Source organism: Escherichia sp. MOD1-EC6300 (assembly GCF_002965045.1).
GTDB lineage: Bacteria > Pseudomonadota > Gammaproteobacteria > Enterobacterales > Enterobacteriaceae > Escherichia > Escherichia coli_F.
On the sequence record NZ_PTRH01000008.1, the window covers coordinates 148,706 to 173,765 of the forward strand.

Here is a 25,060-nt window from a genome sequence, read left to right on the forward strand (position 1 = left end):
TTGCAGGAATAACGTAATGACGAATCTTCCCCACTGGTGGCAAAACGGCGTTATCTACCAGATTTATCCCAAGAGTTTTCAGGACACCACGGGTAGCGGCACCGGTGATTTAGGTGGCGTTATCCAACGCCTGGACTATCTGCATAAACTGGGCGTCGATGCTATCTGGCTAACCCCCTTTTATGTCTCTCCCCAGGTCGATAACGGATACGACGTAGCGAACTATACGGCGATAGATCCCACTTACGGTACGCTGGACGATTTTGACGAAATGGTGACGCAGGCGAAATCACGCGGCATTCGTATCATTCTCGATATGGTGTTTAACCATACCTCTACCCAACATGCCTGGTTTCGCGAGGCGCTGAGCAAAGAAAGCCCTTACCGCCAGTTTTATATCTGGCGCGATGGTGAACCAGAAACGCCACCGAATAACTGGCGTTCAAAATTTGGCGGTAGTGCGTGGCGCTGGCATGCAGAAAGCGAACAGTACTATTTGCATCTCTTTGCACCAGAACAGGCGGATCTCAACTGGGAGAATCCGGCGGTACGCGCAGAACTGAAAAAAGTCTGTGAGTTCTGGGCCGATCGCGGGGTCGACGGGTTACGCCTGGATGTAGTGAATTTGATCTCTAAAGATCCGCGTTTTCCTAATGACCTGGATGGCGACGGGCGTCGCTTCTACACCGACGGGCCACGAGCACACGAGTTTTTGCACGAGATGAACCGCGATGTGTTTACGCCTCGCGGTTTAATGACCGTGGGTGAAATGTCCTCCACCAGCCTTGAGCATTGCCAGCGATACGCGGCACTAACAGGCAGTGAATTGTCGATGACCTTTAATTTTCATCACCTGAAGGTCGATTATCCCGGTGGTGAAAAATGGACGCTGGCTAAACCTGACTTTGTGGCGTTGAAAGCATTGTTCCGCCACTGGCAACAAGGAATGCACAACGTGGCATGGAATGCCTTGTTCTGGTGTAACCACGATCAGCCGCGCATTGTTTCTCGTTTTGGTGATGAAGGGGACTACCGCGAACCTGCGGCAAAAATGCTGGCGATGGTGCTGCATGGCATGCAGGGAACGCCATATATCTATCAGGGCGAAGAGATTGGCATGACTAATCCACATTTCACGCGCATTACTGACTATCGCGACGTGGAGAGCCTCAATATGTTTGCCGAACTGCGCAACGATGGGCGTGACGCCGAGGAGTTATTGGCAATCCTCGCCAGTAAATCCCGTGACAATAGTCGCACGCCAATGCAATGGAGCAACGGCGATAATGCCGGGTTTACAACGGGTGAACCGTGGATTGGCCTGGGCGATAACTATCAAGAAATCAACGTAGAAGCTGCGCTGGCCGATGAGTCCTCGGTGTTTTATACCTACCAAAAGTTAATCGCACTGCGTAAGCAAGAAGCCGTCCTGACATGGGGCAATTACCAGGATCTGCTGCCAGACAGCCCTGTATTGTGGTGCTATCGCCGTGAATGGAAGGGGCAAACCTTGCTGGTCATTGCCAACCTTAGCCGTGAGATCCAACCCTGGCAGCCAGGGCAAATGCGAGGAAACTGGCAGCTTGTGATGCATAACTACGAAGAAGCCTCAGCACAACCCTGTGCCATGACTTTACGGCCTTTTGAGGCCGTCTGGTGGTTACAGAAGTAAGTATCCGCTAAGCCCCGGTAATACTGGTCATTCCGGGGTTTTGCCTTTCAGTATGTTGTTTTTGTTGATTTTATAATCAACAAATTCATTAAAAAATTTACATAACGCTGTAGCGCCCGTCATCCGTACGCTCTGCTTTTTACTTTGAGCTACATCAAAAAAAGTTCAAACATCCTTGATGCAAAGCACTATATATAGACTTTAAAATGCGTCCCGACCCAATATGTTGTATTAATCGACTATAATTGCTACTACAGCTCCCCACGAAAAAGGTGCGGCGTTGTGGATAAGCGGATGGCGATTGCGGAAAGCACCGGAAAACGAAACGAAAAAACCGGAAAACGCCTTTCCCAATTTCTGTGGATAACCTGTTCTTAAAAATATGGAGCGATCATGACACCGCATGTGATGAAACGAGACGGCTGCAAAGTGCCGTTTAAATCAGAGCGCATCAAAGAAGCGATTCTGCGTGCAGCTAAAGCAGCGGAAGTCGATGATGCAGATTATTGCGCCACTGTTGCCGCGGTTGTCAGCGAGCAGATGCAGGGCCGCAGCCAGGTGGATATCAACGAGATCCAGACCGCCGTTGAAAACCAGCTGATGTCGGGTCCATACAAACAACTGGCTCGTGCTTACATCGAGTACCGTCACGATCGCGATATTGAACGTGAAAAACGCGGTCGCCTGAATCAGGAGATCCGTGGTCTGGTTGAGCAGACCAACGCCTCGTTGCTCAACGAAAACGCCAACAAAGACAGCAAGGTGATTCCAACCCAGCGCGACCTGCTGGCCGGGATTGTGGCTAAACACTATGCACGTCAGCACCTGCTGCCGCGTGACGTGGTGCAGGCGCATGAGCGTGGCGATATTCACTATCACGATCTCGATTACTCGCCGTTCTTCCCGATGTTCAACTGCATGTTGATCGACCTGAAAGGTATGCTGACCCAGGGCTTTAAGATGGGTAACGCCGAGATTGAACCACCGAAGTCGATCTCTACGGCAACCGCGGTAACAGCGCAGATTATTGCTCAGGTCGCCAGTCATATTTATGGCGGCACCACCATTAACCGTATCGATGAAGTGCTGGCACCGTTTGTCACCGCCAGCTACAACAAACACCGCAAGACCGCAGAAGAGTGGAACATCCCGGACGCCGAAGGTTACGCTAACTCTCGTACCATCAAAGAGTGCTACGATGCCTTCCAGTCGCTGGAGTACGAAGTAAACACCCTGCACACCGCCAACGGTCAAACACCGTTTGTGACCTTTGGTTTTGGTCTGGGCACCAGCTGGGAGTCTCGCCTGATTCAGGAGTCTATCCTGCGTAACCGTATCGCGGGCCTCGGTAAAAACCGCAAAACTGCGGTGTTCCCGAAACTGGTGTTTGCGATTCGCGATGGCCTGAACCATAAAAAAGGCGATCCGAACTACGACATCAAACAGCTGGCGCTGGAGTGCGCAAGCAAGCGCATGTATCCGGATATCCTGAACTACGATCAGGTAGTGAAAGTCACCGGTTCGTTTAAAACCCCGATGGGCTGCCGTAGCTTCCTCGGCGTGTGGGAAAATGAAAACGGCGAACAGATCCACGATGGTCGTAACAACCTCGGCGTGATCAGCCTGAACCTGCCGCGCATTGCGCTGGAAGCGAAAGGCGATGAAGCCACCTTCTGGAAGCTGCTGGATGAACGTCTGGTGCTGGCACGTAAGGCGCTGATGACCCGTATCGCTCGTCTCGAAGGCGTTAAAGCGCGCGTGGCCCCGATCCTCTATATGGAAGGTGCTTGTGGCGTTCGTCTGAATGCTGACGACGACGTTTCTGAAATCTTCAAAAACGGTCGTGCGTCTATTTCGCTGGGTTACATCGGCATCCACGAAACCATTAACGCGCTGTTTGGCGGCGAGCATGTGTATGACAACGAGCAGCTGCGCGCGAAAGGTATCGCCATTGTTGAACGTCTGCGTCAGGCGGTGGATCAGTGGAAAGAAGAAACGGGTTACGGTTTTAGCCTTTACAGCACGCCAAGTGAAAACCTGTGCGACCGCTTCTGCCGTCTCGATACCGCGGAGTTTGGCGTGGTGCCGGGCGTGACTGATAAAGGTTACTACACCAACAGTTTCCACCTCGATGTCGAGAAGAAGGTGAACCCGTACGACAAGATCGACTTTGAAGCGCCTTACCCGCCGCTGGCGAACGGTGGCTTCATTTGCTACGGCGAATATCCAAACATTCAGCACAACCTGAAGGCGCTGGAAGATGTCTGGGATTACAGCTATCAGCATGTACCGTATTACGGCACCAATACGCCGATTGATGAGTGTTACGAGTGTGGTTTTACCGGTGAGTTTGAGTGCACCAGTAAAGGCTTCACCTGCCCGAAATGCGGTAACCATGACGCCTCCCGTGTGTCGGTGACTCGCCGCGTGTGCGGATATTTAGGTAGCCCGGATGCGCGTCCGTTTAACGCTGGTAAGCAGGAAGAAGTTAAGCGCCGCGTTAAACATTTGGGAAATGGGCAGATCGGTTAATCTTCACTCTGCGCTAAGCAAATGCCGGATGCGGCGTAAACGCCTTATCCGGCCTACATTTGGCAACGGCTGTAGGCCTGAGGCGTTGATTGCCTGATACCGCCTACACGCGGACTGATAAGCCAGGCGAAATAATGAATTATCATCAGTACTATCCTGTCGACATCGTCAACGGCCCCGGCACTCGCTGCACCCTGTTTGTCTCCGGGTGTGTTCATGAATGCCCCGGTTGCTATAACAAAAGCACCTGGCGGGTAAATTCCGGTCAGCCATTTACCAAAGCAATGGAAGACCAGATCATTAACGATCTGAATGACACCCGCATCAAACGCCAGGGTATTTCCCTCTCCGGCGGCGATCCGCTGCATCCGCAAAACGTGCCGGATATTCTGAAACTGGTACAACGCATCCGCGCCGAATGTCCTAGTAAAGACATCTGGGTGTGGACAGGCTATAAACTCGACGAACTCAACGCTACGCAAATGCAGGTTGTTGATTTGATTAACGTGCTGGTCGACGGCAAATTTATGCAGGATCTAAAAGACCCTTCCCTGATCTGGCGCGGCAGCAGCAATCAGGTGGTGCATCATTTGCGTTAGTCACTCACCCAGTCGGACCTTAATGGCCTCCTGTGGGTTGGCCAGTCGTTCCCTGACAGTGCGTAACAAGGCTTCTTCACTATCACTGACAGTGAGCGTTTTTACCGGCATTCGTCCATTTTCCGCAACGTACTGAAACAGCAGCCGCACTGCTTCAGTAGGCGTGATGTTTAATTTTTCCAGCACCGCATAAGCCTCATTTTTCAGTTTGTCATCCAGGCGGACGTTAAGTGTGGCCATTATGCCTCCGGTAATTATGAAAAGTGTAATGCATTATAGCAGTACATATGCATTACATTCATTTCTGGAAAACGCCTCGCAAAAATGAGGATGACACGCAGGATTATGTCGTGGTGAAGATAGATATTGCGGTGATTTTTCGAAGGGTAAGAAAGCGTTGGGCGGTAACGTTTCACCGCCCAATAAGGAATTAACGATACTTCTGGTGATAGGCGTTGCGGGTCGTTTTCAGTTGCTCTGCGGCAGCCTGCGCTTCTTTTACTTTACCTTCATTAGCCAGCTTCAGCGCGTCGTCTATCTGACCGACCAGAATGTCGAAACCGTGGCGGAAGTCTTTCATCTCCGGGCTGTCTGGCGATTTGCCTTCGAGCTTCGGCGGCGTTGCTTTTTGCGCATCCAGCGCCGCTGCGCGCATTTTGGTTAACGCGTCTTTGACTTGCGCCGCGTTATCGGCTTTTTCGACCACTTTTAAATTGTCGTTGAGGGTTTCCATATTGTCTTCAAGATCAGCGGCAAACGACGCCGAACTGAATACCAACGAGGAGACTGCAAGAATAGCTAACAGGCTTTTGCGCATTGCTCACTTCCTTTTTTATTTACACTTCATCCTTCACACTGCCTCATCGACGGCTACGCTCATTCGACCGGGTCACGTACTACGAGTACGCTCCCCGGCTCTCATTCACTTTCCGTCTCGATGCAGCGCGAATGATTTTGTGTAATTTTTTAGTTTATGGCGCGGCAGGTCGCGCCAGCTTTTTTACTGCCCGGCGATTTTCATCTCCGGCAACAGCACAGAACCACACTGTATATTGCTGCGTGTTTCAATATCGTTACCGACGGTGACAATATTGCGCCACATATCTTTTAAATTACCTGCGATGGTGATTTCGCTAACCGGATACTGAATTTCGCCATTCTCTACCCAGAAGCCCGCAGCACCACGGGAATAATCACCGGTAATGGCACTCACGCCCTGGCCCATCAGCTCCGTCACCACCAGCCCGGTGCCCATCTCTTTGAGCATTTGTTCGAAGCTTAGCCCTTGCCCGGCAATCCGCCAGTTGTGAATACCGCCCGCATGTCCGGTGCTTTTCAGCCCCAGTTTCCGCGCCGAATAGCTGGTCAGCAGCCACTGAGTCAGGATACCATCTTTGACGATATCGCGGCGCTCGGTGCGCACACCTTCGCTGTCGAATGGTGTAGATGCCAGCCCTTTCAGCAAATGCGGATGCTCTTCAATGGTCAGCCAATCCGGCAGAATTTGTTTACCCAGCGAATCCAGCAGGAAGGTGGATTTACGGTAAACCGATCCACCCGCTATCGCCCCCACCAGATGCCCAAAAAGTCCGGTTGCCACTTCATTGGCAAAAATTACCGGCGCTTTCATGGTGGAAAGTTTACGCGGTGACAGGCGCGATAAAGTACGACGAGCACAATCGGCCCCGACCCACTCTGGCGTCTGCAGATCGCTCATCGCGCGACCAATGGTGTAGGCGTAATCACGCTCCATATCGCCATTTTCTTCGGCAATTACGCAGCTTGAGAGTGAATGACGCGTTGAGCAATAACCCTGCAACATGCCGTGGCTGTTGCCAAAAACTTTTACGCCGTAGTGGCTGTTAAAACTGCCACCTTCGGTATTGGTAATACGCTTGTCCGCCTGTAATGCTGCCTGTTCTGCGCGAGCCGCCAGTTCAATAGCTTCATCCGGGGAAACTTCCGCAGGGTGAAACAAGTCGAGATCCGGCGCGTCAAAGGCCAGCAGCTCTTTGTCTGCCACGCCGGCACAGGGATCTGGCGAGGTATAACGGGCAATATCCAGCGCTGCCTGTACGGTGCGGGCAATGGCCTGCGGACTTAAATCGGTAGACGATGCGCTGCCTTTGCGGTTCTGGTGATAAACAGTGATCCCCAGCGCGCCATCGCTATTGAATTCGACATTCTCCACTTCGCCATATCGCGTGCTAACGCTAATGCCGGTGGTCTTGCTGACGGCAACTTCCGCACCGTCCGATTTGCCTGAGGCCAACTCCAGCGCAGTGGAAACTGCTTCTTCCAGAATCTTGCGCTGCGCTTCAACTTGAGAGATTACTTTCATTGCAAGTGCCATAATGTAGAGAGTTTCTCTGAAGTCTAACAGAGAACCGTTTTTCAGTGCGCATCTTAACTGGTAACATTAGCCTCTTTTTTTAAGGAGCCTGAGATGACTAAGCAGCCCGAAGACTGGCTCGACGACGTTCCCGGTGATGACATCGAAGACGAAGACGATGAAATTATCTGGGTCAGTAAAAGTGAAATTAAACGTGATGCCGAGGAGCTAAAACGCCTTGGCGCAGAAATTGTTGATCTGGGGAAAAACGCACTGGATAAGATCCCGTTAGACGCGGATCTGCGTGCGGCTATTGAGCTCGCCCAGCGTATTAAGATGGAAGGTCGCCGCCGCCAGTTGCAGCTCATCGGTAAGATGCTGCGCCAGCGCGACGTAGAACCGATCCGTCAGGCGCTGGATAAGCTGAAAAACCGCCACAACCAGCAAGTGGTGTTGTTCCATAAACTGGAAAACCTGCGCGATCGTCTGATCGAGCAAGGTGATGACGCCATCGCTGAAGTATTGAATCTGTGGCCCGATGCCGATCGTCAGCAACTGCGTACTCTGATCCGCAACGCGAAGAAAGAGAAAGAAGGGAATAAGCCGCCGAAATCCGCGCGCCAGATTTTCCAGTATCTGCGTGAGTTAGCGGAAAACGAAGGGTAATTTTCGTTGTTGATGTGAGTATGGTTTGCCGGATGCGGTGCACCTGTAGGCCTGATAAGACGCATCAAGCGTCGCATCAGGCACTATGCTCAAATGCCGGATGCGGCGTGAACGCCTTATCCGGCCTACACACACTATATCAGGCTGAGGCAGAATTACTGCGCGGCTTCCGCTTTCTTCGCTAGCCCATCCAGCAGTTTCTGATGAATTCCACCAAAACCGCCGTTGCTCATCACCAGAATATGGTCGCCAGGCTGAGCGGTTTTCACCACCATATCTGCCAGCGTATCAACATCGCCACTCCAGTGTGCAGGCTGAACGCAGGCTTCTGCCACTTCTGCGACCTGCCACGGAATATGCGCCGGTTGCAGCAGGAAGACTTCATCGGCACGACCTAATGAAGGTGCCAAATCGTCTTTGCAGATCCCCATTTTCATGGTGTTTGAGCGCGGTTCCAGCACGGCAATAATGCGCGCCGTACCGCCAACTTTGCCGCGCAGCGCAGCCAGCGTTGCCAGAATCGCCGTCGGGTGATGGGCAAAATCGTCATACACCGTCACGCCATTTGCTTCTCCGCGCAACTCCAGACGACGACGAGCGTTAATAAACGAACCCAGCGCGTTAGCAGCATCTGCCGGCGCTACGCCAACATGACGGGCCGCCGCAATCGCCATCAGGCCGTTGTGCATATTATGTTCGCCCACCAGCGACCATTTCACTTCGCCCACTTTTTCGCCATCCAGCAAGACTTCCCATTCGGAAGCGTCAGTGGTCAGCTTTTTCGCCTGCCAGTGCCCCTGCTCGCCCACCAGCTCCTGCTCGCTCCAGCAGCCCATCGCCATGGTTTGTTTCAGGTTGATGTCGTTTTCCGGCCAGATAATACGCCCCTGCCCCGGAACGATACGCACCAGATGGTGGAACTGTTTCTGGATCGCTTTCAGGTCGTCAAAGATATCGGCATGATCGAACTCAAGGTTGTTGAGGATCAGCGTACGCGGGCAGTAATGGACAAATTTAGAGCGTTTGTCGAAGAAGGCGCAGTCATACTCATCCGCTTCGATAACAAAGAAGTCGCTTTCGCCTAAACGTGCCGAAACGTCAAAGTTCCCCGGAACACCGCCGATCACAAAACCCGGTTTATAGCCACACTGTTCCAGAATCCAGGTCGCCATTCCCGCCGTGGTGGTTTTGCCGTGTGTACCGGCAACGGCCAACACCCAGCGGTCACGCAGCACAAAATCGTGCAGCCACTGCGGGCCAGACATATAAGGGATGTTTTTTTCCAGTACCGCTTCCACACACGGATTTCCACGGGTCATGGCGTTGCCAATGATCACCAGATCCGGCTGCGGGTCGAGCTGGCTGGCATCGTAACCCTGAATCAGTTCAATGCCTTGCTTCTCAAGTAAGGTGCTCATCGGCGGATACACATTGGCGTCCGAACCCGTTACTTCATGGCCTAACTGGCGCGCCAGCATCGCCAGACCGCCCATAAACGTGCCACAAATTCCTAAAATATGAATGCGCATACGTCACTATCCTTTTTTAATCTGGCGCTCATTTTACGCATATGTCGGGCAAGTGAGAAACGCATTTCAGGATAATCCGTAATTTGCTGGCGCGATTCACCTGAGCGCAACATTGAGATTATTTGTTAAGATTGTTGCGGTCGCTTTACTCCATAAACATTGCAGGGAAAGTTTTATGAAAACGTTAGGTGAATTTATTGTCGAAAAGCAGCACGAGTTTTCTCATGCTACCGGTGAGCTCACTGCTTTGCTGTCGGCAATAAAACTGGGCGCCAAGATTATCCATCGCGATATCAACAAAGCAGGACTGGTTGATATCCTGGGTGCCAGCGGTGCTGAGAACGTGCAGGGCGAGGTTCAGCAGAAACTCGACTTGTTCGCTAATGAAAAACTGAAAGCCGCACTGAAAGCACGCGATATCGTTGCGGGCATTGCCTCTGAAGAAGAAGATGAGATTGTCGTCTTTGAAGGCTGTGAACACGCAAAATACGTGGTGCTGATGGACCCACTGGATGGCTCGTCCAACATCGATGTTAACGTCTCTGTCGGTACCATTTTCTCCATCTACCGCCGCGTTACGCCTGTTGGCACGCCGGTAACGGAAGAAGATTTCCTCCAGCCTGGTAACAAACAGGTTGCGGCAGGTTACGTGGTATACGGCTCCTCTACCATGCTGGTTTACACCACCGGATGCGGTGTTCATGCCTTTACTTACGATCCTTCGCTTGGCGTTTTCTGCCTGTGCCAGGAACGGATGCGCTTCCCGGAGAAAGGCAAAACCTACTCCATCAACGAAGGAAACTACATTAAGTTTCCGAACGGGGTGAAGAAGTACATTAAATTCTGCCAGGAAGAAGATAAGTCTACCAACCGCCCGTATACCTCACGTTATATCGGTTCACTGGTCGCGGATTTCCACCGTAACCTGCTGAAAGGTGGGATTTATCTCTACCCAAGCACCGCCAGCCACCCGGACGGCAAACTGCGTTTGCTGTATGAGTGCAACCCGATGGCGTTCCTCGCGGAACAAGCGGGCGGTAAAGCGAGCGATGGCAAAGAGCGTATTCTGGATATCATCCCGGAAACCCTGCACCAGCGTCGTTCGTTCTTTGTCGGCAATGACCATATGGTTGAAGATGTCGAACGCTTTATCCGTGAGTTCCCGGACGCGTAATCTCCTGCGCCTCTCCATACGGAGAGGCGTTTTTATCGCTGCGCAATATTGACTCTTGTCACTGGCGAACTCTGGCGATTCTCCCACAGCACCGTTAATCCACGCTGTAAGGCAATAAAAATGAACAGCAAAATGCCGATGGCGATTTTCGTCCACCAGGAACTCAGCGTACCGTCAAAGTTGATATATGTCTGAATCAGTCCCTGAATCGCCACGCCAAAAAGCGTCCCAAGTACTGTTCCAACGCCACCGCTCAAAAGTGTACCGCCAATCACCACTGAGGCGATAGCGTCCAGTTCCACACCTACGCCCGCCAGCGCATATCCGGCTTGGGTATAAATCGAGAAAACAATCCCCGCCAGTGTTGCCAGCCCGGTGGAGAGCATATAAATGCGAATAGTGGTGCTGCGAGTGGAAATGCCCATCAGGTTCGCCGACGTCGCGTTGCCACCAATGGCGTATACCTGATTACCAAAACGGGTACGATGCGCGAGGAATATGCCGATAACTACCACCGCCAGCATCAGTAGCCCCATCGCACTTAAGCGACCGCCACCAGGGATTTTCCATGCAAGGCTTGAGAGCGTGTCATAAACAGGATGGTTTATCGGGATCGATTCTTCCGAAACGAGATAGCTGACGCCGCGCAAAAAGAACATTCCTGCCAGGGTAATGATAAACGCCGGGATCTTCAGGGCGTCGATCAAAAGCCCCATAAATGCGCCGAAGGCACAGCCCATCACCAGCACCAGTGGAAACGCCAGCAGCGGCGAGAGGCCGAAATCGCCAATCACCTTTGCCAGAAACACCCCAGTAAAGGCGATCACCGAACCGACGGAGAGATCGATCCCTCCGGAGAGGATCACAAAGGTCATGCCGACGGCAATAATCCCCAGAAAGGCGTTATCGGTCAGGATATTGCAGATCACTCTTGTGGAAGCAAAACCGGGGAACTGCGTCAGGCAGTAGAGATAGCCCAACACAAAGACGCCGATGGTGATCATCAGTGGCAAGTTACGTTTTATCACGGCTACGCACTCCTTTAATCAGACTGATAAAGCGTTGCGACTGAACAATCAGCACGCAAAGCACCACCACCGCTTTCACCACCTGGTTCATCTCCGGCGGAAAGCCAGAAAGCAAGATCCCGGTGTTCATCCCCTGAATAATCAGCGCCCCTACCACTGAGAGCAGCAGGTTAAAGCGCCCGCCCATCAGCGATCCACCGCCAATCACCACCGCAAGAATGGCGTCCAGTTCCAGCCATAACCCGGCGTTATTGGCATCGGCACCGCGAATATCCGCCGCCACGATAATGCCCGCAATCGCCGCACATAGCCCGCTCAACACGTAGGTGAGCATGACGATGATCCGCGTGTTGACTCCGGCATTTTTTGCCGCCCGAATGTTGATACCAACAGCTTCGATAAACATCCCCAGTGCCGTTTTGCGGGTCAACAGCCAGAACAGAAGAAGCGTCAGCACCGCAATAATGACTGGCGTTGGCAGGAACAACAGCGATCCGCTGCCAAACCATGAGAGATCCGGCGAGTTAAACGTGACGATCTGCCCGGAGGTGATCAGTTGCGCCACGCCGCGCCCGGCGACCATCAGGATCAGGGTGGCGACAAACGGCTGAATTTTGAGGATCGCTACCAGTATGCCGTTCCACAATCCCGCCAGGATGCCGGTGCCCAGGGCGCTTAACAAAACAATCGGCAGGCTGAATCCCGCGACCGTCATCGCAGCCGTTGTGGCTCCGGCGATAGCCATCACCGCCCCTACGGAGAGATCGATACCACCGGTGGCGATAACCAGCGTCATGCCAATCGCCAGTAGCGCAACCGGGGCGGCGCGATTAAGAATGTCGATGGGGCTACCGAACAAACGCCCATCCTGAAGCACCACCTGCCAGAAATGCGGGGCCACCAGGCTATCGACCAGCAGCACCAGCAATAGCGCCGCCAGCTGCGGCATTCCCGTTGGCCAGCGAAAGCGCCTTTTCGACGGCGTAGTGTCCGGGAGAGATTGAGGCATCACACAGTTCTCCTTACGCCGCAATGGCGTTCATGATCGCCGGAACGGAAAGCTCTGCCAGCGGGATCTCCGCAACCTGTTTGCGATCGCGCATGATAATCACCCGGTCGGCATAGCCCACCAGCTCTTCCAGTTCGGAGGAGATCACCAGCAGCGCCAGACCATCGGCGCATAGCGTTTCAATCAGGCGGATGATCTCAGCGTGGGCACCAACATCAATGCCGCGCGTTGGCTCGTCGAGGATCAGAAATTGTGGACGAGTCAGCAGCCAGCGAGAGAGCAGCACTTTTTGCTGATTGCCACCGGAGAGAAACTCAATCGGCTGTTCGGTGGAAGGTGTGCGAATGCCAAGCTGGCGGATAAAGCGTTCGGCAATCTCTTGCTGTTCTTTGCGCGAAATCGGCCGTAACCAGCCGCGCTGGGCCTGGAGAGCGAGGATGATATTTTCCCGCACCGAGGCGGCGGCGATGATGCCATCGGTTTTCCTGTCTTCCGGGCAGAAGCCGATACCCAGTACCGAAGCCTGATGTGGCGATCGCAGGATTTGCTGTTTGCCTTTGATCAACGCCGTGCCGCTGTCAGCAGGTTTGATCCCGAAGATCACTTCGGCGGTTTCGGTACGTCCTGATCCCAGCAAGCCTGCCAGGCCAACGATCTCGCCGGGGCGTACTTCGAGATCAAACGGTGCGATCGTTCCTTTTTTGCCGTAATTTTTGAACGCGGCAACGGGTTTGTCGCTTAACAATGTTCGCCCGGCACGCTGTAGCGTGTGGGTGTCCAGCTCGCGCCCCAGCATCATTTTTACCAGTTCGATCTGCGGTAGCTCGCGGGTTTCCCGACAGCCTACGAAACTGCCGTTGCGTAAGACGGTGATCCGATCGCTGACCTGATAGACCTGATCGAGAAAGTGAGTAACGAAGATCAGGCTGACGCCGCGATCGCGCAACTGACGCATCAGGCCAAACAGTAACTCTACTTCCTGAGTATCGAGGCTGGCGGTGGGTTCATCGAGGATCAGCACTTTGGCGGAGAGATCGATGGCCCGGCAAATGGCGACGATTTGCTGCATCGCGACTGAAAAGCGGTTGAGCGGTTCCCGCACGTCGAGGGAGAAACCGTAAGATGCCATCAGTTCGGTGGCGCGCTTTTCCATCTCTTTACGGCGTAGAAGGCCGAAACGTTTGGGTTCGCGACCTATGAATAGATTATCAGCGACCGACATATTGGGTAGCAGGTTGACTTCCTGATAGACGGTGCCGATGCCGAGTTGTTGTGCGTGGGCGGTATTTTTCGGTGAGATAGTCTGGCCTTCCAGCCAGATGGTGCCACGATCGGCGTGGTAGACACCGGTTAATGCTTTGATTAGCGTTGATTTTCCCGCCCCGTTTTCACCGAGCAGCGCCATGATTTCACCACGGCGCAGGCTGAAATCAACGTTGTCTAACGCTTTGACGCCGGGGAAAAATTTACTTAATCCTTCGGTGCGGAGGATTTCCTGGTGTTGGTTAGTATTCATAGTTTCCCCCGTTGTAAAGCGTGCGCCAGATAAGACACAACAGCGTCGCATCAGGCATCTCGCACAACCGCCGGATGCGGCGTGAATGCCTTATCCGGCGGCCCACAAGTCGGCATCAGGCATTGATGCCCCTCAATACCCCATGTTTTTCTTCTTCTCTAACTCTTCTTTTGCAGTATCAGGCAGGTAAAGGGTGGACTTGGTCAGGGTCAGCTTTTCAGGCATGGTGCCGTCTTTTTTATATTTCTCCAGCGCATCAAAAGCGGGGCCTGCCATGTTCGGCGTCAGTTCAACGCTGGCGTTCGCTTCGCCATCAATCATCGCTTTGTAGATGTCCGGCACGCCGTCGATAGAGCCTGTCAGGATATCTTTGCCCGGTTTCAGGCCCGCTTCTTTAATTGCCTGAATTGCACCAATCACCATGTCATCGTTATGGGCGTAAACCATGCAGATGTTTTTGCCGTTGTTTTCCGCTTTGATAAAGCTCTCCATCACTTCTTTGCCTTTACTACGGGTAAAGTCACCTGACTGCGAGCGGATAATTTTGATATTTGGCGCATTCTTAATGGCTTCGGCAAAGCCTTTCTTACGGTCAATGGCGACACTGGCCCCAACGGTGCCCTGCAGCTCCACCACGTTACACGGTTTGCCATTCACTTCTTTTACCAGCCAGTCACCGATCAACTTGCCTTCCAGAATGTTGTCGGCAGTGACGGTGGTCATATAGAGAGATTTGTCTTTCACATCGATGGAACGGTCAAGCAAGAAGACCGGGATTTCGGCATCTTTCGCCTCTTTTAATACCGGCTCCCAACCGGTCGCTACCACCGGAGCGATAAAGATCGCATCCACCCCTTGCGCGACGAAGGAACGTACCGCTTTAATCTGGTTTTCCTGCTTTTGCTGACCATCGGCAATTTTCAACGTAATTCCGCGCTTTTCGGCTTCACTTTTCGCCACATTGGTTTCTGCGGCGCGCCAGCCGGATTCCGATCCGACCTGCGAAAATCCAACGGTTAATGGAGCAGCCAACGCCATAGACGACATGGCTGCCGAGACTGCAGAGACTACAAGTAAGCGTTTCCACATAGGGTTGTCCTCGTCGGGGTAATTATTATTGGTGAAAAGATGTTCGCGAAAAAACTATAGACAATTCGTTATGTAACGGATTGCGTTACATCACACTTCAAAAAAGTAAATAAAACGTTAATCACAAGTTTGTAATCGCTTTCATCTCACTATGAAAAATGCGGCTACGGTTATGGATTTTCCTGCTCTGTAAACCTTCTTAAAACTGGCGAAAAAGGAAAATGAAGACGAAAACAAGCGAAGACATTCGGCGCGAGTTGGCTATAATACTCGGCACTTGTTTGCCACATATTTTTAAAGGAAACAGACATGAGCTTACTCAACGTCCCTGCGGGTAAAGATCTGCCGGAAGACATCTACGTTGTTATTGAGATCCCGGCTAACGCAGATCCGATCAAATACGAAATCGACAAAGAGAGCGGTGCACTGTTCGTTGACCGCTTCATGTCCACCGCGATGTTCTATCCGTGCAACTACGGTTACATCAACCACACCCTGTCTCTGGACGGTGACCCGGTTGACGTACTGGTCCCGACTCCGTACCCGCTGCAGCCAGGTTCTGTGATTCGCTGCCGTCCGGTTGGCGTTCTGAAAATGACCGACGAAGCTGGTGAAGATGCGAAACTGATTGCTGTTCCGCACACCAAGCTGAGCAAAGAATACGATCACATCAAAGACGTTAACGATCTGCCTGAACTGCTGAAAGCACAGATCGCTCACTTCTTCGAGCACTACAAAGACCTCGAAAAAGGCAAGTGGGTGAAAGTTGAAGGCTGGGAAAACGCAGAAGCCGCTAAAGCTGAAATCGTTGCCTCCTTCGAGCGCGCCAAGAATAAATAAATTCTTCTAGTGCCATAACCCTGAACGCCGGGCTTCGGTTAGTAAGGGTTTTTTATGCCCGCAATATATAAACTCTCTATTCCCCTATCATTATTCTCAGCGCTTGCAAGGCTTGAACGGTAAGAACAAGCTAAACTAGACCACCATTTTGCTGTTCATAGCCGCTTGCTGGAAATTAGCCAACCTCACTCATTCTCACCGTTCAAAGCGTGCCCCCGTTTTACCCCTGCGTAATTGTGAACGCCAGCAGAGTTTTTTATGCGTTTACGGATATGGAAAGCGGCTCGGAGAGAAAAGCTAAAGATAGGGAAGTTACAAAAAAAATCGCGAGATACATCGCATAAAACAACGCCACCCGAAGGTGGCGTGCTTTTATTATTACTTATCCCTGTCTAACCAGTCGCCGCTTTCAATTAGCTTTAATCCATCGACGGGTCGTTGATAAACGTACATCCATGCACTCCCGTACGGCGTCTGAATCAACTGGCGCGCGTATTCACCGCCCCTGGTGCGCAAGGCATCAAGTTCGGCCAGCGTGGCGTTGTCAATACGATAAACTTCACCGTGTACTGTTCCGTTCCCCGGAACTGCGCCTGGATAGTGGCCCAGGCTATACAACTGGTAGTTATCGATACTGAAATCGCCCAGTAACTGGGCATTGGTCATCCAGTGACTGTTGCCTTGTTTGTGGCGTAAACTGCCGTAGACAAATATTCGCATTGCTAAAACTCGAACTGATAGAGCAAATCCAGTGCCTGATCTACACCAGACACGGCTTCCAGATATAGCTTAGGCATCAGGCGATAACGTAACGTGAGTGTTGCTATTGAGTCAAATATACCCACGCCGTATTTCACTTGCAGACCTGGCAATACATAGCCGCTGACCACCACCTGGGAGGAGTCGCCTACTCCCTCTGTGTCGAGCGCTAAATTGCTTACGCCAAACGTCTCGCCGATTTTACCCACAATCTGACCACTTTGTGCAACCCCCAGACCAATCAGCATTGAGGTCATCGCCGCACTGTCACTCTGATCGCTCTCCAACCCTTGTCCACGTAGCAAATAAGACAAGGCAGCCTGTTGCGACATGGCCGGGTCAGAGAAGATCTCCGCTTTCGGTTCGTCCGCCAGACCCGTGACGCGAACTCCGGCGATTACGTCGTCTTCTGTAGCATCCGGGTTACGAATAGCTTCGATATTAAGATACGGTTGATCCGGCGGACCAGAGAACAGTAGCTCACCCTTACGCACAATCAGATCCTGACCATAGGCATGGAAGCGACCTTCAGGGATGTTGATCTGCCCGTTCAGGCCCAGTCCTTGTTTGTCCTGTACGACGTTGAGATCGCCCGTCAGCCGCGCTTTCAGGCCGAAGGCGTCAATGCGCACATTGTTGCCAACGTGGACAATCAGGTTGCTGTTAATCGGAATAGACGCCGTTTTCGGCTCTTCCGGTTGCAGGTTATCGTTAAGCATCACCACATCGCTGGAAACGCCCACCGCGCTTTCCGGCAGCTCATGCACCACAATGCGCGCCCAAGGGACATCCACGCGACCGTCGAGAGTAAACAGGTTTGGTGTAGCCTCGAATACAACATCTGGGGATACATCCATTCGAACCATCGGCGGCACGGTGATCCGTACCTTACTGCCTTTCGCGGTTACCCTCGCCCGCCAGTTTTCAATCTGGCTCCAGTCGGCGTCACCGCTCAGGTAGATTTCTCCCTGTTGGGTCCGCACAGTACCAGCAAGCGTCGAGCGCATACCGTTAAAGTTGACCGCAAGCTGGCTCGGTTGCATATCAAACGGCATAAAGTTGCCGTCGATATCCACACCCGTAACCTGGAGCTGACCAAACAACTGCGGGCTTTGTACATCACCACCCAGACGTAAGTTAGCACTCACCATCCCCGCTGCTTTTTCCCCACGGGTAAAGATGGGATTTATCATCGCAAGGTTGAAGTTACGGATATTAACGTTGCCACCAAGATTACGGCGGCCTTGCGGATCGGTCACCTGCACCTGTCCATCAAACTGGCCGTTATTGGTCAGGCGAATGGTCCAGCCCAATTCGGCACGGTTGTTACGTAACTCCGCCGTCAGATTCAGCGTCTGAAACGCCACGGGCAGCGCCGCATCGTTGACGGTTTGCGTTACCTGCACGTTACGCCCCGAAAGGGTGATACTCCCCTGTGGCAGCCCTTCTTTAGTGGTGTCCCATGCGACATCCGCTTTACCCGTGAAGATACCGCTGACCTGTGTGGTTTCTGGCATAAACGGTTTCAGCATGGCGAGGTCGAAGCGATTGAGATTTACCACCGCACGCCCTTCAGCCCCGGCATCAATGGTTTGCGGCACGCACAGTTCCGCATTCGGGTTAAGCCAGCAGTGTGGCCCGATGCTGATTTTTTGCTCCTTGTTGCGATAATCCAGCGCAATATCGCGGGTCAGCGACCACGGGCCGACTGGCGTCTGGAAGCGGGTATTGCTAAGTGTTCCCTTCCAGCGTTCTTCTTTGCGATCAAAACTTCCTGCCAGATTAAGCTGCCCGGAAACCGGTTCGCCCTGAATCCGCAACTGTAGCTCGTGCTGCTTTTCGCTGCCTTTGGCATTCAGAGTGACGAGGTTGATATTCACATCGGGCTGCGAGATTTGCTCAACGCGTACGTCAAGTTTACCCGCAATCTGGTCAGTGGATTTGATATCGCCTTCCACGCGAACCTGCGCCACGGAAAGTTCCTGCCAGCGCAGACCGCGCGCGGTGATATCGGCCAGCAGCTGCGGTGCTTCCACTGTGCCGCGTACTTTCACCAACCCTTTCGCTGTACCACCCAGTCCTGGTAGCGCATTATCCAGCCCCGGCGCGTTGATGGTGGCATCAAGATTGAGATCTTTTACCCCCAGTTCACCTTTCACTTCGGCACTGTTTGGCCCCAGTTCCAGATGCAACCCAGGGATGGTCCACTGCATGTAACTGTTGCCTTTTAGTGTACCGTCAACATTCACTTTGTTCTGTTTGACGTTACCGGTCAGCTTCAACTCCGGCACGTCCATCTGCCAGGTGCCGCCATACAGACTACCGCGCGTTTTAATCAAACCATTGAGTTTCGACGGCCACTCCGGGAACTCTTTCGCGGTGTTAATGCCATTAAGCGTTAACTCACCGCGCCAGCTAATTGCCTGTTGCCAGTCGAGTAGCGCCTTGAGTTCAGTTTTCCCTTCCAGCGCCGCGACGGTGAGTTTGTCGAGATTGACCTGCTGTTCATTGCCTTTGGCATCAAGGGTAATGGTCGCGGGCGGGATCTCCTGTCCCTTCACTGCCGTGCGCATAGAGAGCGTGTAATCGGTCATTTTACCGGTGAGTTTCAGTTTCAGATCATCCGCCTGATACTGCTTCTCACCAGTGAACGGCCAGTAAAGCTGTTTGCTGTTCACTTCCACGTTGAGTGGCAATCCGGCTTCTGCCAGTCGCGTCTGGGCGCGTAAATCCATATCCACCGGACCGGAAAGGTTAACGCCTATCTCCAGCTGTTCGCGCAGCGCGCCGCCCACTTTCAGCTTCACCTTTTCACCTTTCAACGGCTCCACGTTCAGTGTGCTGTTGAGGGTGATATCCACCGGCCAGTTGTCTGATAGCTGCGCCGTGCCGCTGGCGTTGACGATCCCTTGATTGGAATCGATATCCAGGGCATCCAGTTTGGTATTGCCGTCAATGCTGCTCACTTTCAGCAGCATGGTGCTCACGGTGATGTCCGTGTCGCCCGTCACGCGCAGCTGCTCACCCTTAAACTCTTCAATATTCAGGTTGAGCGGCAAATGCACGTCGGTCATTTCCGGCAATACCGGGCGAGAAAAGAGATCTTTCAGCGTTTCGCCGAGCGGTTTTTCATCCGGCTGCGGATTTTCAATCTTCGGTTCGACGACCTCTTCCTGCGCCACTTCCGCCACTTTCGGCAAAGCAATCAACAGGCCTTTCAGCGACGTCGGTTTCAGGGTCAGGGTTTTCTCCTGCCAGTTCAGGGCGGAGGTGAAGTCCATCACCGATACCGTGGTGTCATCAATCTTGATGTTGACGTTATCCAGCGCCACCCGCGTCAGGGTGATGGGATACGGCGTGGAGAGATCCAGCGGCCCGCTATCTTCCTCTTCTTCAACCTGTTCAGAAGGGGGCATTTTTTTACTGTCGATGTTGACCTGAATGTCTTTCAGCGCCAGGTCATTAATACAAACGCTACTGTTCCACAGGCACTCAAGCCCGACCGCCAGATGGAGATTGCCCGCTTTTACCGCCACGCCTGGCTGCTCATAACGAACGTCAGACAAGGTGAGATCGCGCCAGCCGCCGGTGACCTTGCCAATATCCAGTCCTGGCACCCAGCGATCCGCCGCTTTAAATACCAGATGCAGGCCGCTGGTGGTGCCCACCAGAAACGCCACCGATCCCAGCAACAGTAAGATAACGATAACCACGCCGAGGCTGATTTTTTTCCATAAACTCATAATTCTGGCCCCAGACCGATGTAAAACTGTAACCCGTGTTCGTCTTTATCCGCGACCGGTACGGCAAAATCGAGTTTGATTGGCCCGACCGGCGATTCCCAGCGCACGCCAACCCCGGTACCGGTTTTAAAGTCGCTGCGGCGAATATCGCTTACCGCTTCGCCGCTATCGACAAATACCGCGCCCCACCATTTTCCGGTCACGTTGTACTGGTACTCCAGCGATCCGGTTATCAACTTCGATGCCCCTTTCAGGTCACCGTTGGCGTATTTCGGGGCGATAGATTTATATTTGTAGCCACGAATACTGCGGTCGCCCCCAGCGAAGAAACGCAGATCCGGCGGTACTTTGTCGAAATCCCCGGTTTCAATCCAGCCCAGCGTGCCGCGCGTAACAAAACGATGGCGATCGTACAGTGTACGGATCCAGACGTTTTGTGCCTGGAAAACGGAGAAATCAACATCTGAGCCCCAGGCCGTGTTGGAGTAGTCGATAGAGTAGCGTTGTGAGTCGCCCCAGGTTGGCATCAGGCCACCGCGAGAACGCGTGCGGCTAATCATCACCCCCGGATAAAACAGCATCGTGGTGTTGGTAATTTCACCCTGGGTAAAGTGGTCGAGACTCCAGCGCAGGTTAATGGCACGCTGCCAGCCACTGGAGAGATCCCAGTAGCGAGAAGCCACCAGCGTCGTGGAGTCAGACTCGGTATCGTTCAGCTCAGTGCGCTTAAAACCGCCCTGCACCAAATAATATTGTTCCAGCGGGTTCTTCAGCAGCGGCATTTTATAGCTGAAGTCGAGGATCTGTTCCGGTGCGGAAATACTGGTACTGGTGGTCAAACTGTGACCGTATGAGTTCATCCATGGTTTTTTCCACGTCGCTTTCACGCGCGGTCCCACGTCTGTAGAGTAACCGACCCCGGTTTCGATGGTGTTTTCTGTGCGCGGCGAAACCACGCCCGTCAACGGTAATACTTTCGTTTCGCGCGCTTTATCAAATTGTGGTGCAACCACCACCGAGTTAAACCAGCCGGTAGCAGAAAGTCGGCGGTTCAGTTCCGCGAGATCTTTCGACTCGTACTCATCGCCATCTTTGAACGGCACCAGATTTTGCAGGTATTCGTCACGAATTTGTGATCCTTCAAAGGTCACATGCCCAAAGCGGTAACGTTCGCCACTGTTATAATCAATATCCCAGAAGGCTTTATGCAGGCCGAGCGCAATGCCCAGCTGCGCTTTGGTAAATTCGCTATCGAAATAACCTTTACGCAACGCAATGCTGGTTAAGGACTTTTTGAAATTTTCATAATCGCCCTGGTTCAGTACCGTACCAATAGCCGGGCGAGTATCGAGCAATTTCAAATAGTCTTTATCGGTCCGCGCGCCGCCGCGCAATACCACATCGGTGCCGCCAATTAACACCGGCACGCCTGGCGTGACTTTGGCGATCAATACCTGCCGCCCTTTCTTTGGCGGTGGACGGAGATCAAATTCAATGGTCGGCTGGTAATAACCCAGCGCTTTCAGACCTTCGCGGATGGCATCATCGACGCGTGCGCGAAAGCGACGGTCTGGCGTCACTTCATCACTTTCAATTGTTGAAAGCTGTGCACGAACGTTCTTTTCCAGTTGTCCCGATAACCCTTCGACCTGTAGACGGACGTTCGCGGCGACGGCAGATCCGCTTAAGCAGAGTAAGCTTACACAGCATAACTGTCGGATATAGCGCACATTTTCTCCTGAATATCCTTTATTCCTGCCCCTGGAACGCCGTTAAACGGCTTAACAAAAATCCAGTAATATGGATTAAAAAGCAGACTAAACCCCAAATATTTCTTATGTTTTACTTTAGACCTATTCACGGTGGTTATTGTGTGCAAATACGTCTCTTGTTACAACCTTAACCCCAATGACCGATTTTCGGGAGAGCGACACCATGAGTTTATTTGATAAAAAGCATCTGGTTTCCCCCGCCGATGCCCTGCCTGGACGTAACACCCCGATGCCCGTAGCCACGCTGCATGCGGTCAATGGTCACTCAATGACCAATGTACCTGACGGAATGGAGATTGCCATTTTTGCGATGGGTTGTTTCTGGGGTGTGGAGCGTCTGTTCTGGCAGTTACCCGGCGTTTACAGCACCGCCGCAGGTTACACCGGCGGATATACGCCAAACCCCACTTATCGGGAAGTGTGCTCCGGTGATACTGGTCATGCCGAAGCGGTGCGCATTGTTTACGATCCTTCCGTCATCAGCTATGAGCAGTTGCTACAAGTATTTTGGGAGAATCACGATCCCGCCCAGGGAATGCGTCAGGGCAATGACCACGGCACGCAGTATCGTTCAGCGATTTATCCGCTGACCCCAGAACAGGATGCCGCCGCTCGTGCCAGTCTGGAGCGTTTTCAGGCGGCGATGCTTGCCGCCGATGACGATCGTCACATCACCACGGAAATCGCTAACGCCTCACCATTTTATTATGCCGAAGATGACCACCAGCAATATCTGCATAAAAACCCATATGGTTACTGTGGAATTGGCGGAATTGGCGTCTGTCTGCCGCCGGAAGCATAGCGTTACGGTTACAAACTCAGATTGTTGATAAAGTGAGCTTTGTTTATGCCGGATGCGGCGTAAACGCCTTGCCAGGCCTACAAAACCCTCAAAATTCAATGTATTGCAGAGACTTCGTAGGCCTGAACAGCATAGCGCATCAGGCAGTTTTGCATTTATCAGTCGTCTGAATTTTAACCCTCTGGCGACTTTACAGTACCTTACGCTATACTAGCCACTGAAAATGCCGGTTCACTTTCTTCGAATCGGCTTTCAATGTGTATTTCACACAAATTAATCAACTTCCCCTTCCGAGGATCTGGCCTGAAAGGTCGGATAAGATATGTTAAACAGTATTTTTGTCATACTCTGCTTGATCGCTGTAAGTGCGTTCTTCTCGATGTCCGAGATCTCACTTGCCGCTTCACGCAAAATCAAACTAAAACTGCTGGCTGATGAAGGCAATATAAATGCCCAACGCGTTCTGAATATGCAAGAAAATCCTGGCATGTTCTTTACCGTGGTACAAATCGGTCTTAACGCAGTGGCGATTCTCGGCGGTATTGTCGGTGATGCGGCGTTTTCTCCAGCTTTTCACAGCCTGTTCTCCCGCTATATGTCGGCGGAACTCTCTGAGCAACTGAGCTTTATTCTCTCTTTCTCGTTAGTAACTGGCATGTTTATCCTGTTTGCGGATTTAACTCCGAAACGCATCGGTATGATTGCGCCAGAAGCGGTGGCTTTGCGTATCATCAACCCGATGCGCTTCTGCCTGTACGTTTGCACCCCGTTGGTGTGGTTCTTCAACGGCCTGGCGAATATGATCTTCCGTATCTTTAAACTGCCAATGGTACGTAAAGATGACATCACTTCTGATGACATCTATGCAGTTGTGGAAGCAGGTGCACTGGCGGGCGTGTTACGTAAACAGGAACACGAGCTGATAGAAAACGTCTTTGAGCTGGAATCCCGTACCGTTCCGTCGTCAATGACACCGCGTGAAAACGTGATTTGGTTTGATCTCCACGAAGATGAGCAAAGTCTGAAGAATAAGGTGGCGGAACATCCGCACTCGAAATTTCTCGTCTGTAATGAAGATATTGACCACATCATCGGCTATGTCGATTCTAAAGACCTGCTGAACCGCGTGCTGGCTAACCAAAGCCTGGCACTGAACAGCGGCGTACAAATTCGCAACACACTGATTGTGCCGGATACATTAACCCTTTCAGAGGCATTGGAAAGTTTTAAAACTGCGGGTGAAGACTTCGCGGTGATCATGAACGAGTACGCGCTGGTCGTGGGGATCATCACCCTCAACGACGTAATGACCACACTAATGGGCGATCTGGTCGGTCAGGGACTGGAAGAGCAGATTGTCGCCCGTGATGAGAACTCATGGTTGATTGATGGCGGCACCCCGATTGACGACGTAATGCGTGTGCTGGATATTGATGAGTTCCCGCAGTCAGGCAACTACGAAACCATCGGCGGCTTTATGATGTTTATGCTGCGTAAAATCCCGAAACGCACCGACTCGGTGAAATTCGCCGGCTACAAATTTGAAGTGGTGGATATCGATAACTACCGCATCGACCAGTTGCTGGTAACGCGGATCGACAGCAAGGCCACCGCCCTTTCGCCCAAACTGCCTGACGTTAAAGATAAAGAAGAAAACGTCGCGTAACCCCAAGAAACATCAACGGCTCCTGAATCAGGAGCCGTCTTATTTACTGCATAGCACTTTGGTTAAGCCATCTCTGTTTGCAGACGCATAACCTGACGGTTAACTTCGGACATCACTGACAAATGCAGCTTATCCTTCACTTTTGGGATAAGAATCTTACCCTTATCAAATTCAAAAGCGCCAACGTCCTTGATGTATAACCGTCCACGGAACAGGATCTTTACGTACTTCGCCACCTGCAGTGGGTTGTACCGTTGGAAAATTTTCATTGTTATCTCCTGCTGAGTATTACGCCTTTGCGGTGCCACAATCGGCCCAACTATTATGAGGCG

General features: G+C 52.3%; 20 protein-coding genes. 8 read left to right on the forward strand and 12 right to left on the reverse strand.

Annotated elements, in window-relative coordinates:
* Positions 1-16: 16 nt before the first annotated feature.
* The 3 genes from treC to nrdG all read left to right on the forward strand — a co-directional run bounded on the left by treC (position 17) and on the right by nrdG (position 4,803).
* Positions 17-1,672, forward strand: coding sequence for an alpha,alpha-phosphotrehalase (gene treC / locus BGE37_RS14135; protein WP_105288127.1), 1,656 nt, complete (start codon positions 17-19; stop codon positions 1,670-1,672).
* A gap of 393 nt (positions 1,673-2,065) precedes the next feature.
* Entirely contained in the window at positions 2,066-4,204 is a 2,139-nt protein-coding gene (gene nrdD, locus BGE37_RS14140; RefSeq protein WP_000187805.1) for an anaerobic ribonucleoside-triphosphate reductase, read from the forward strand.
* Between the two features lie 134 nt (positions 4,205-4,338).
* Entirely contained in the window at positions 4,339-4,803 is a 465-nt protein-coding gene (gene nrdG, locus BGE37_RS14145) for an anaerobic ribonucleoside-triphosphate reductase-activating protein (protein ID WP_105288128.1), read from the forward strand.
* On the opposite strand, the gene BGE37_RS14150 is transcribed toward nrdG, so the two are convergent.
* The 3 genes from BGE37_RS14150 to pmbA all read right to left on the reverse strand — a co-directional run bounded on the left by BGE37_RS14150 (position 4,804) and on the right by pmbA (position 7,156).
* Positions 4,804-5,043 (reverse strand): type II toxin-antitoxin system RelB/DinJ family antitoxin, encoded by a 240-nt coding sequence (locus tag BGE37_RS14150; protein ID WP_105288129.1) that lies wholly within the window; start codon positions 5,041-5,043, stop codon positions 4,804-4,806.
* A gap of 190 nt (positions 5,044-5,233) precedes the next feature.
* Positions 5,234-5,620 (reverse strand): cytochrome b562, encoded by a 387-nt coding sequence (cybC, locus tag BGE37_RS14160; RefSeq protein ID WP_001232246.1) that lies wholly within the window; start codon positions 5,618-5,620, stop codon positions 5,234-5,236.
* Positions 5,621-5,803: 183 nt separating this feature from the next.
* Positions 5,804-7,156: a metalloprotease PmbA gene (pmbA, locus tag BGE37_RS14165; RefSeq protein WP_001162173.1), complete on the reverse strand. Its 1,353-nt coding sequence runs from the start codon at positions 7,154-7,156 to the stop codon at positions 5,804-5,806.
* A gap of 93 nt (positions 7,157-7,249) precedes the next feature.
* Between pmbA and yjgA the strand changes: the two genes are divergently transcribed.
* Positions 7,250-7,801, forward strand: coding sequence for a ribosome biogenesis factor YjgA (yjgA, locus tag BGE37_RS14170; protein WP_000166277.1), 552 nt, complete (start codon positions 7,250-7,252; stop codon positions 7,799-7,801).
* A 155-nt stretch (positions 7,802-7,956) separates the two neighbouring features.
* Here yjgA and mpl read toward each other — a convergent pair whose 3' ends face one another.
* The gene (mpl, locus tag BGE37_RS14175; protein ID WP_001219783.1) at positions 7,957-9,330 is read right to left on the reverse strand and encodes a UDP-N-acetylmuramate:L-alanyl-gamma-D-glutamyl-meso-diaminopimelate ligase; all 1,374 of its coding nucleotides are present in this window, start codon (positions 9,328-9,330) and stop codon (positions 7,957-7,959) included.
* Positions 9,331-9,505: 175 nt separating this feature from the next.
* On the opposite strand from mpl, the gene fbp reads away from it, so the two are divergent.
* Positions 9,506-10,504 (forward strand): class 1 fructose-bisphosphatase, encoded by a 999-nt coding sequence (fbp, locus tag BGE37_RS14180; RefSeq protein WP_000853753.1) that lies wholly within the window; start codon positions 9,506-9,508, stop codon positions 10,502-10,504.
* A gap of 32 nt (positions 10,505-10,536) precedes the next feature.
* On the opposite strand, the gene yjfF is transcribed toward fbp, so the two are convergent.
* The 4 genes from yjfF to ytfQ all read right to left on the reverse strand — a co-directional run bounded on the left by yjfF (position 10,537) and on the right by ytfQ (position 15,146).
* Positions 10,537-11,532, reverse strand: coding sequence for a galactofuranose ABC transporter, permease protein YjfF (gene yjfF, locus BGE37_RS14185; protein WP_000596021.1), 996 nt, complete (start codon positions 11,530-11,532; stop codon positions 10,537-10,539).
* Positions 11,519-12,541 (reverse strand): galactofuranose ABC transporter, ATP-binding protein YtfT, encoded by a 1,023-nt coding sequence (gene ytfT / locus BGE37_RS14190; protein ID WP_123057333.1) that lies wholly within the window; start codon positions 12,539-12,541, stop codon positions 11,519-11,521. Before ytfT ends, yjfF begins: the two co-directional genes overlap by 14 nt.
* 13 nt (positions 12,542-12,554) lie before the next feature.
* Positions 12,555-14,057 (reverse strand): galactofuranose ABC transporter, ATP-binding protein YtfR, encoded by a 1,503-nt coding sequence (ytfR, locus tag BGE37_RS14195; RefSeq protein ID WP_105288131.1) that lies wholly within the window; start codon positions 14,055-14,057, stop codon positions 12,555-12,557.
* A 132-nt stretch (positions 14,058-14,189) separates the two neighbouring features.
* Positions 14,190-15,146 (reverse strand): galactofuranose ABC transporter substrate-binding protein YtfQ, encoded by a 957-nt coding sequence (ytfQ, locus tag BGE37_RS14200; RefSeq protein WP_000265933.1) that lies wholly within the window; start codon positions 15,144-15,146, stop codon positions 14,190-14,192.
* 309 nt (positions 15,147-15,455) lie between these two features.
* On the opposite strand from ytfQ, the gene ppa reads away from it, so the two are divergent.
* Positions 15,456-15,986, forward strand: a complete 531-nt coding sequence (gene ppa / locus BGE37_RS14205; RefSeq protein ID WP_000055072.1) for an inorganic diphosphatase — start codon at positions 15,456-15,458, stop codon at positions 15,984-15,986.
* A gap of 378 nt (positions 15,987-16,364) precedes the next feature.
* On the opposite strand, the gene BGE37_RS14210 is transcribed toward ppa, so the two are convergent.
* The 3 genes from BGE37_RS14210 to tamA are packed head-to-tail and all read right to left on the reverse strand — an operon-like array spanning position 16,365 to position 22,218.
* Entirely contained in the window at positions 16,365-16,706 is a 342-nt protein-coding gene (locus tag BGE37_RS14210; RefSeq protein WP_001219160.1) for a gamma-glutamylcyclotransferase family protein, read from the reverse strand.
* A 2-nt stretch (positions 16,707-16,708) separates the two neighbouring features.
* Positions 16,709-20,488, reverse strand: a complete 3,780-nt coding sequence (gene tamB / locus BGE37_RS14215; RefSeq protein WP_105288132.1) for an autotransporter assembly complex protein TamB — start codon at positions 20,486-20,488, stop codon at positions 16,709-16,711.
* Positions 20,485-22,218: an autotransporter assembly complex protein TamA gene (tamA, locus tag BGE37_RS14220; protein ID WP_105288133.1), complete on the reverse strand. Its 1,734-nt coding sequence runs from the start codon at positions 22,216-22,218 to the stop codon at positions 20,485-20,487. The genes tamB and tamA overlap by 4 nt, the downstream gene beginning before the upstream one ends.
* Before the next feature lie 205 nt (positions 22,219-22,423).
* Between tamA and msrA the strand changes: the two genes are divergently transcribed.
* Together msrA and BGE37_RS14235 are read left to right on the forward strand one after the other, a co-directional pair.
* On the forward strand, positions 22,424-23,062 hold the full coding sequence (msrA, locus tag BGE37_RS14230; protein ID WP_001355104.1) for a peptide-methionine (S)-S-oxide reductase MsrA: 639 nt from the start codon (positions 22,424-22,426) through the stop codon (positions 23,060-23,062).
* 322 nt (positions 23,063-23,384) lie between these two features.
* Positions 23,385-24,728: a hemolysin family protein gene (locus BGE37_RS14235; RefSeq protein WP_000934983.1), complete on the forward strand. Its 1,344-nt coding sequence runs from the start codon at positions 23,385-23,387 to the stop codon at positions 24,726-24,728.
* A 62-nt stretch (positions 24,729-24,790) separates the two neighbouring features.
* On the opposite strand, the gene BGE37_RS14240 is transcribed toward BGE37_RS14235, so the two are convergent.
* Positions 24,791-24,997, reverse strand: coding sequence for a DUF1107 domain-containing protein (locus BGE37_RS14240; protein ID WP_000689228.1), 207 nt, complete (start codon positions 24,995-24,997; stop codon positions 24,791-24,793).
* Positions 24,998-25,060: the final 63 nt, after the last annotated feature.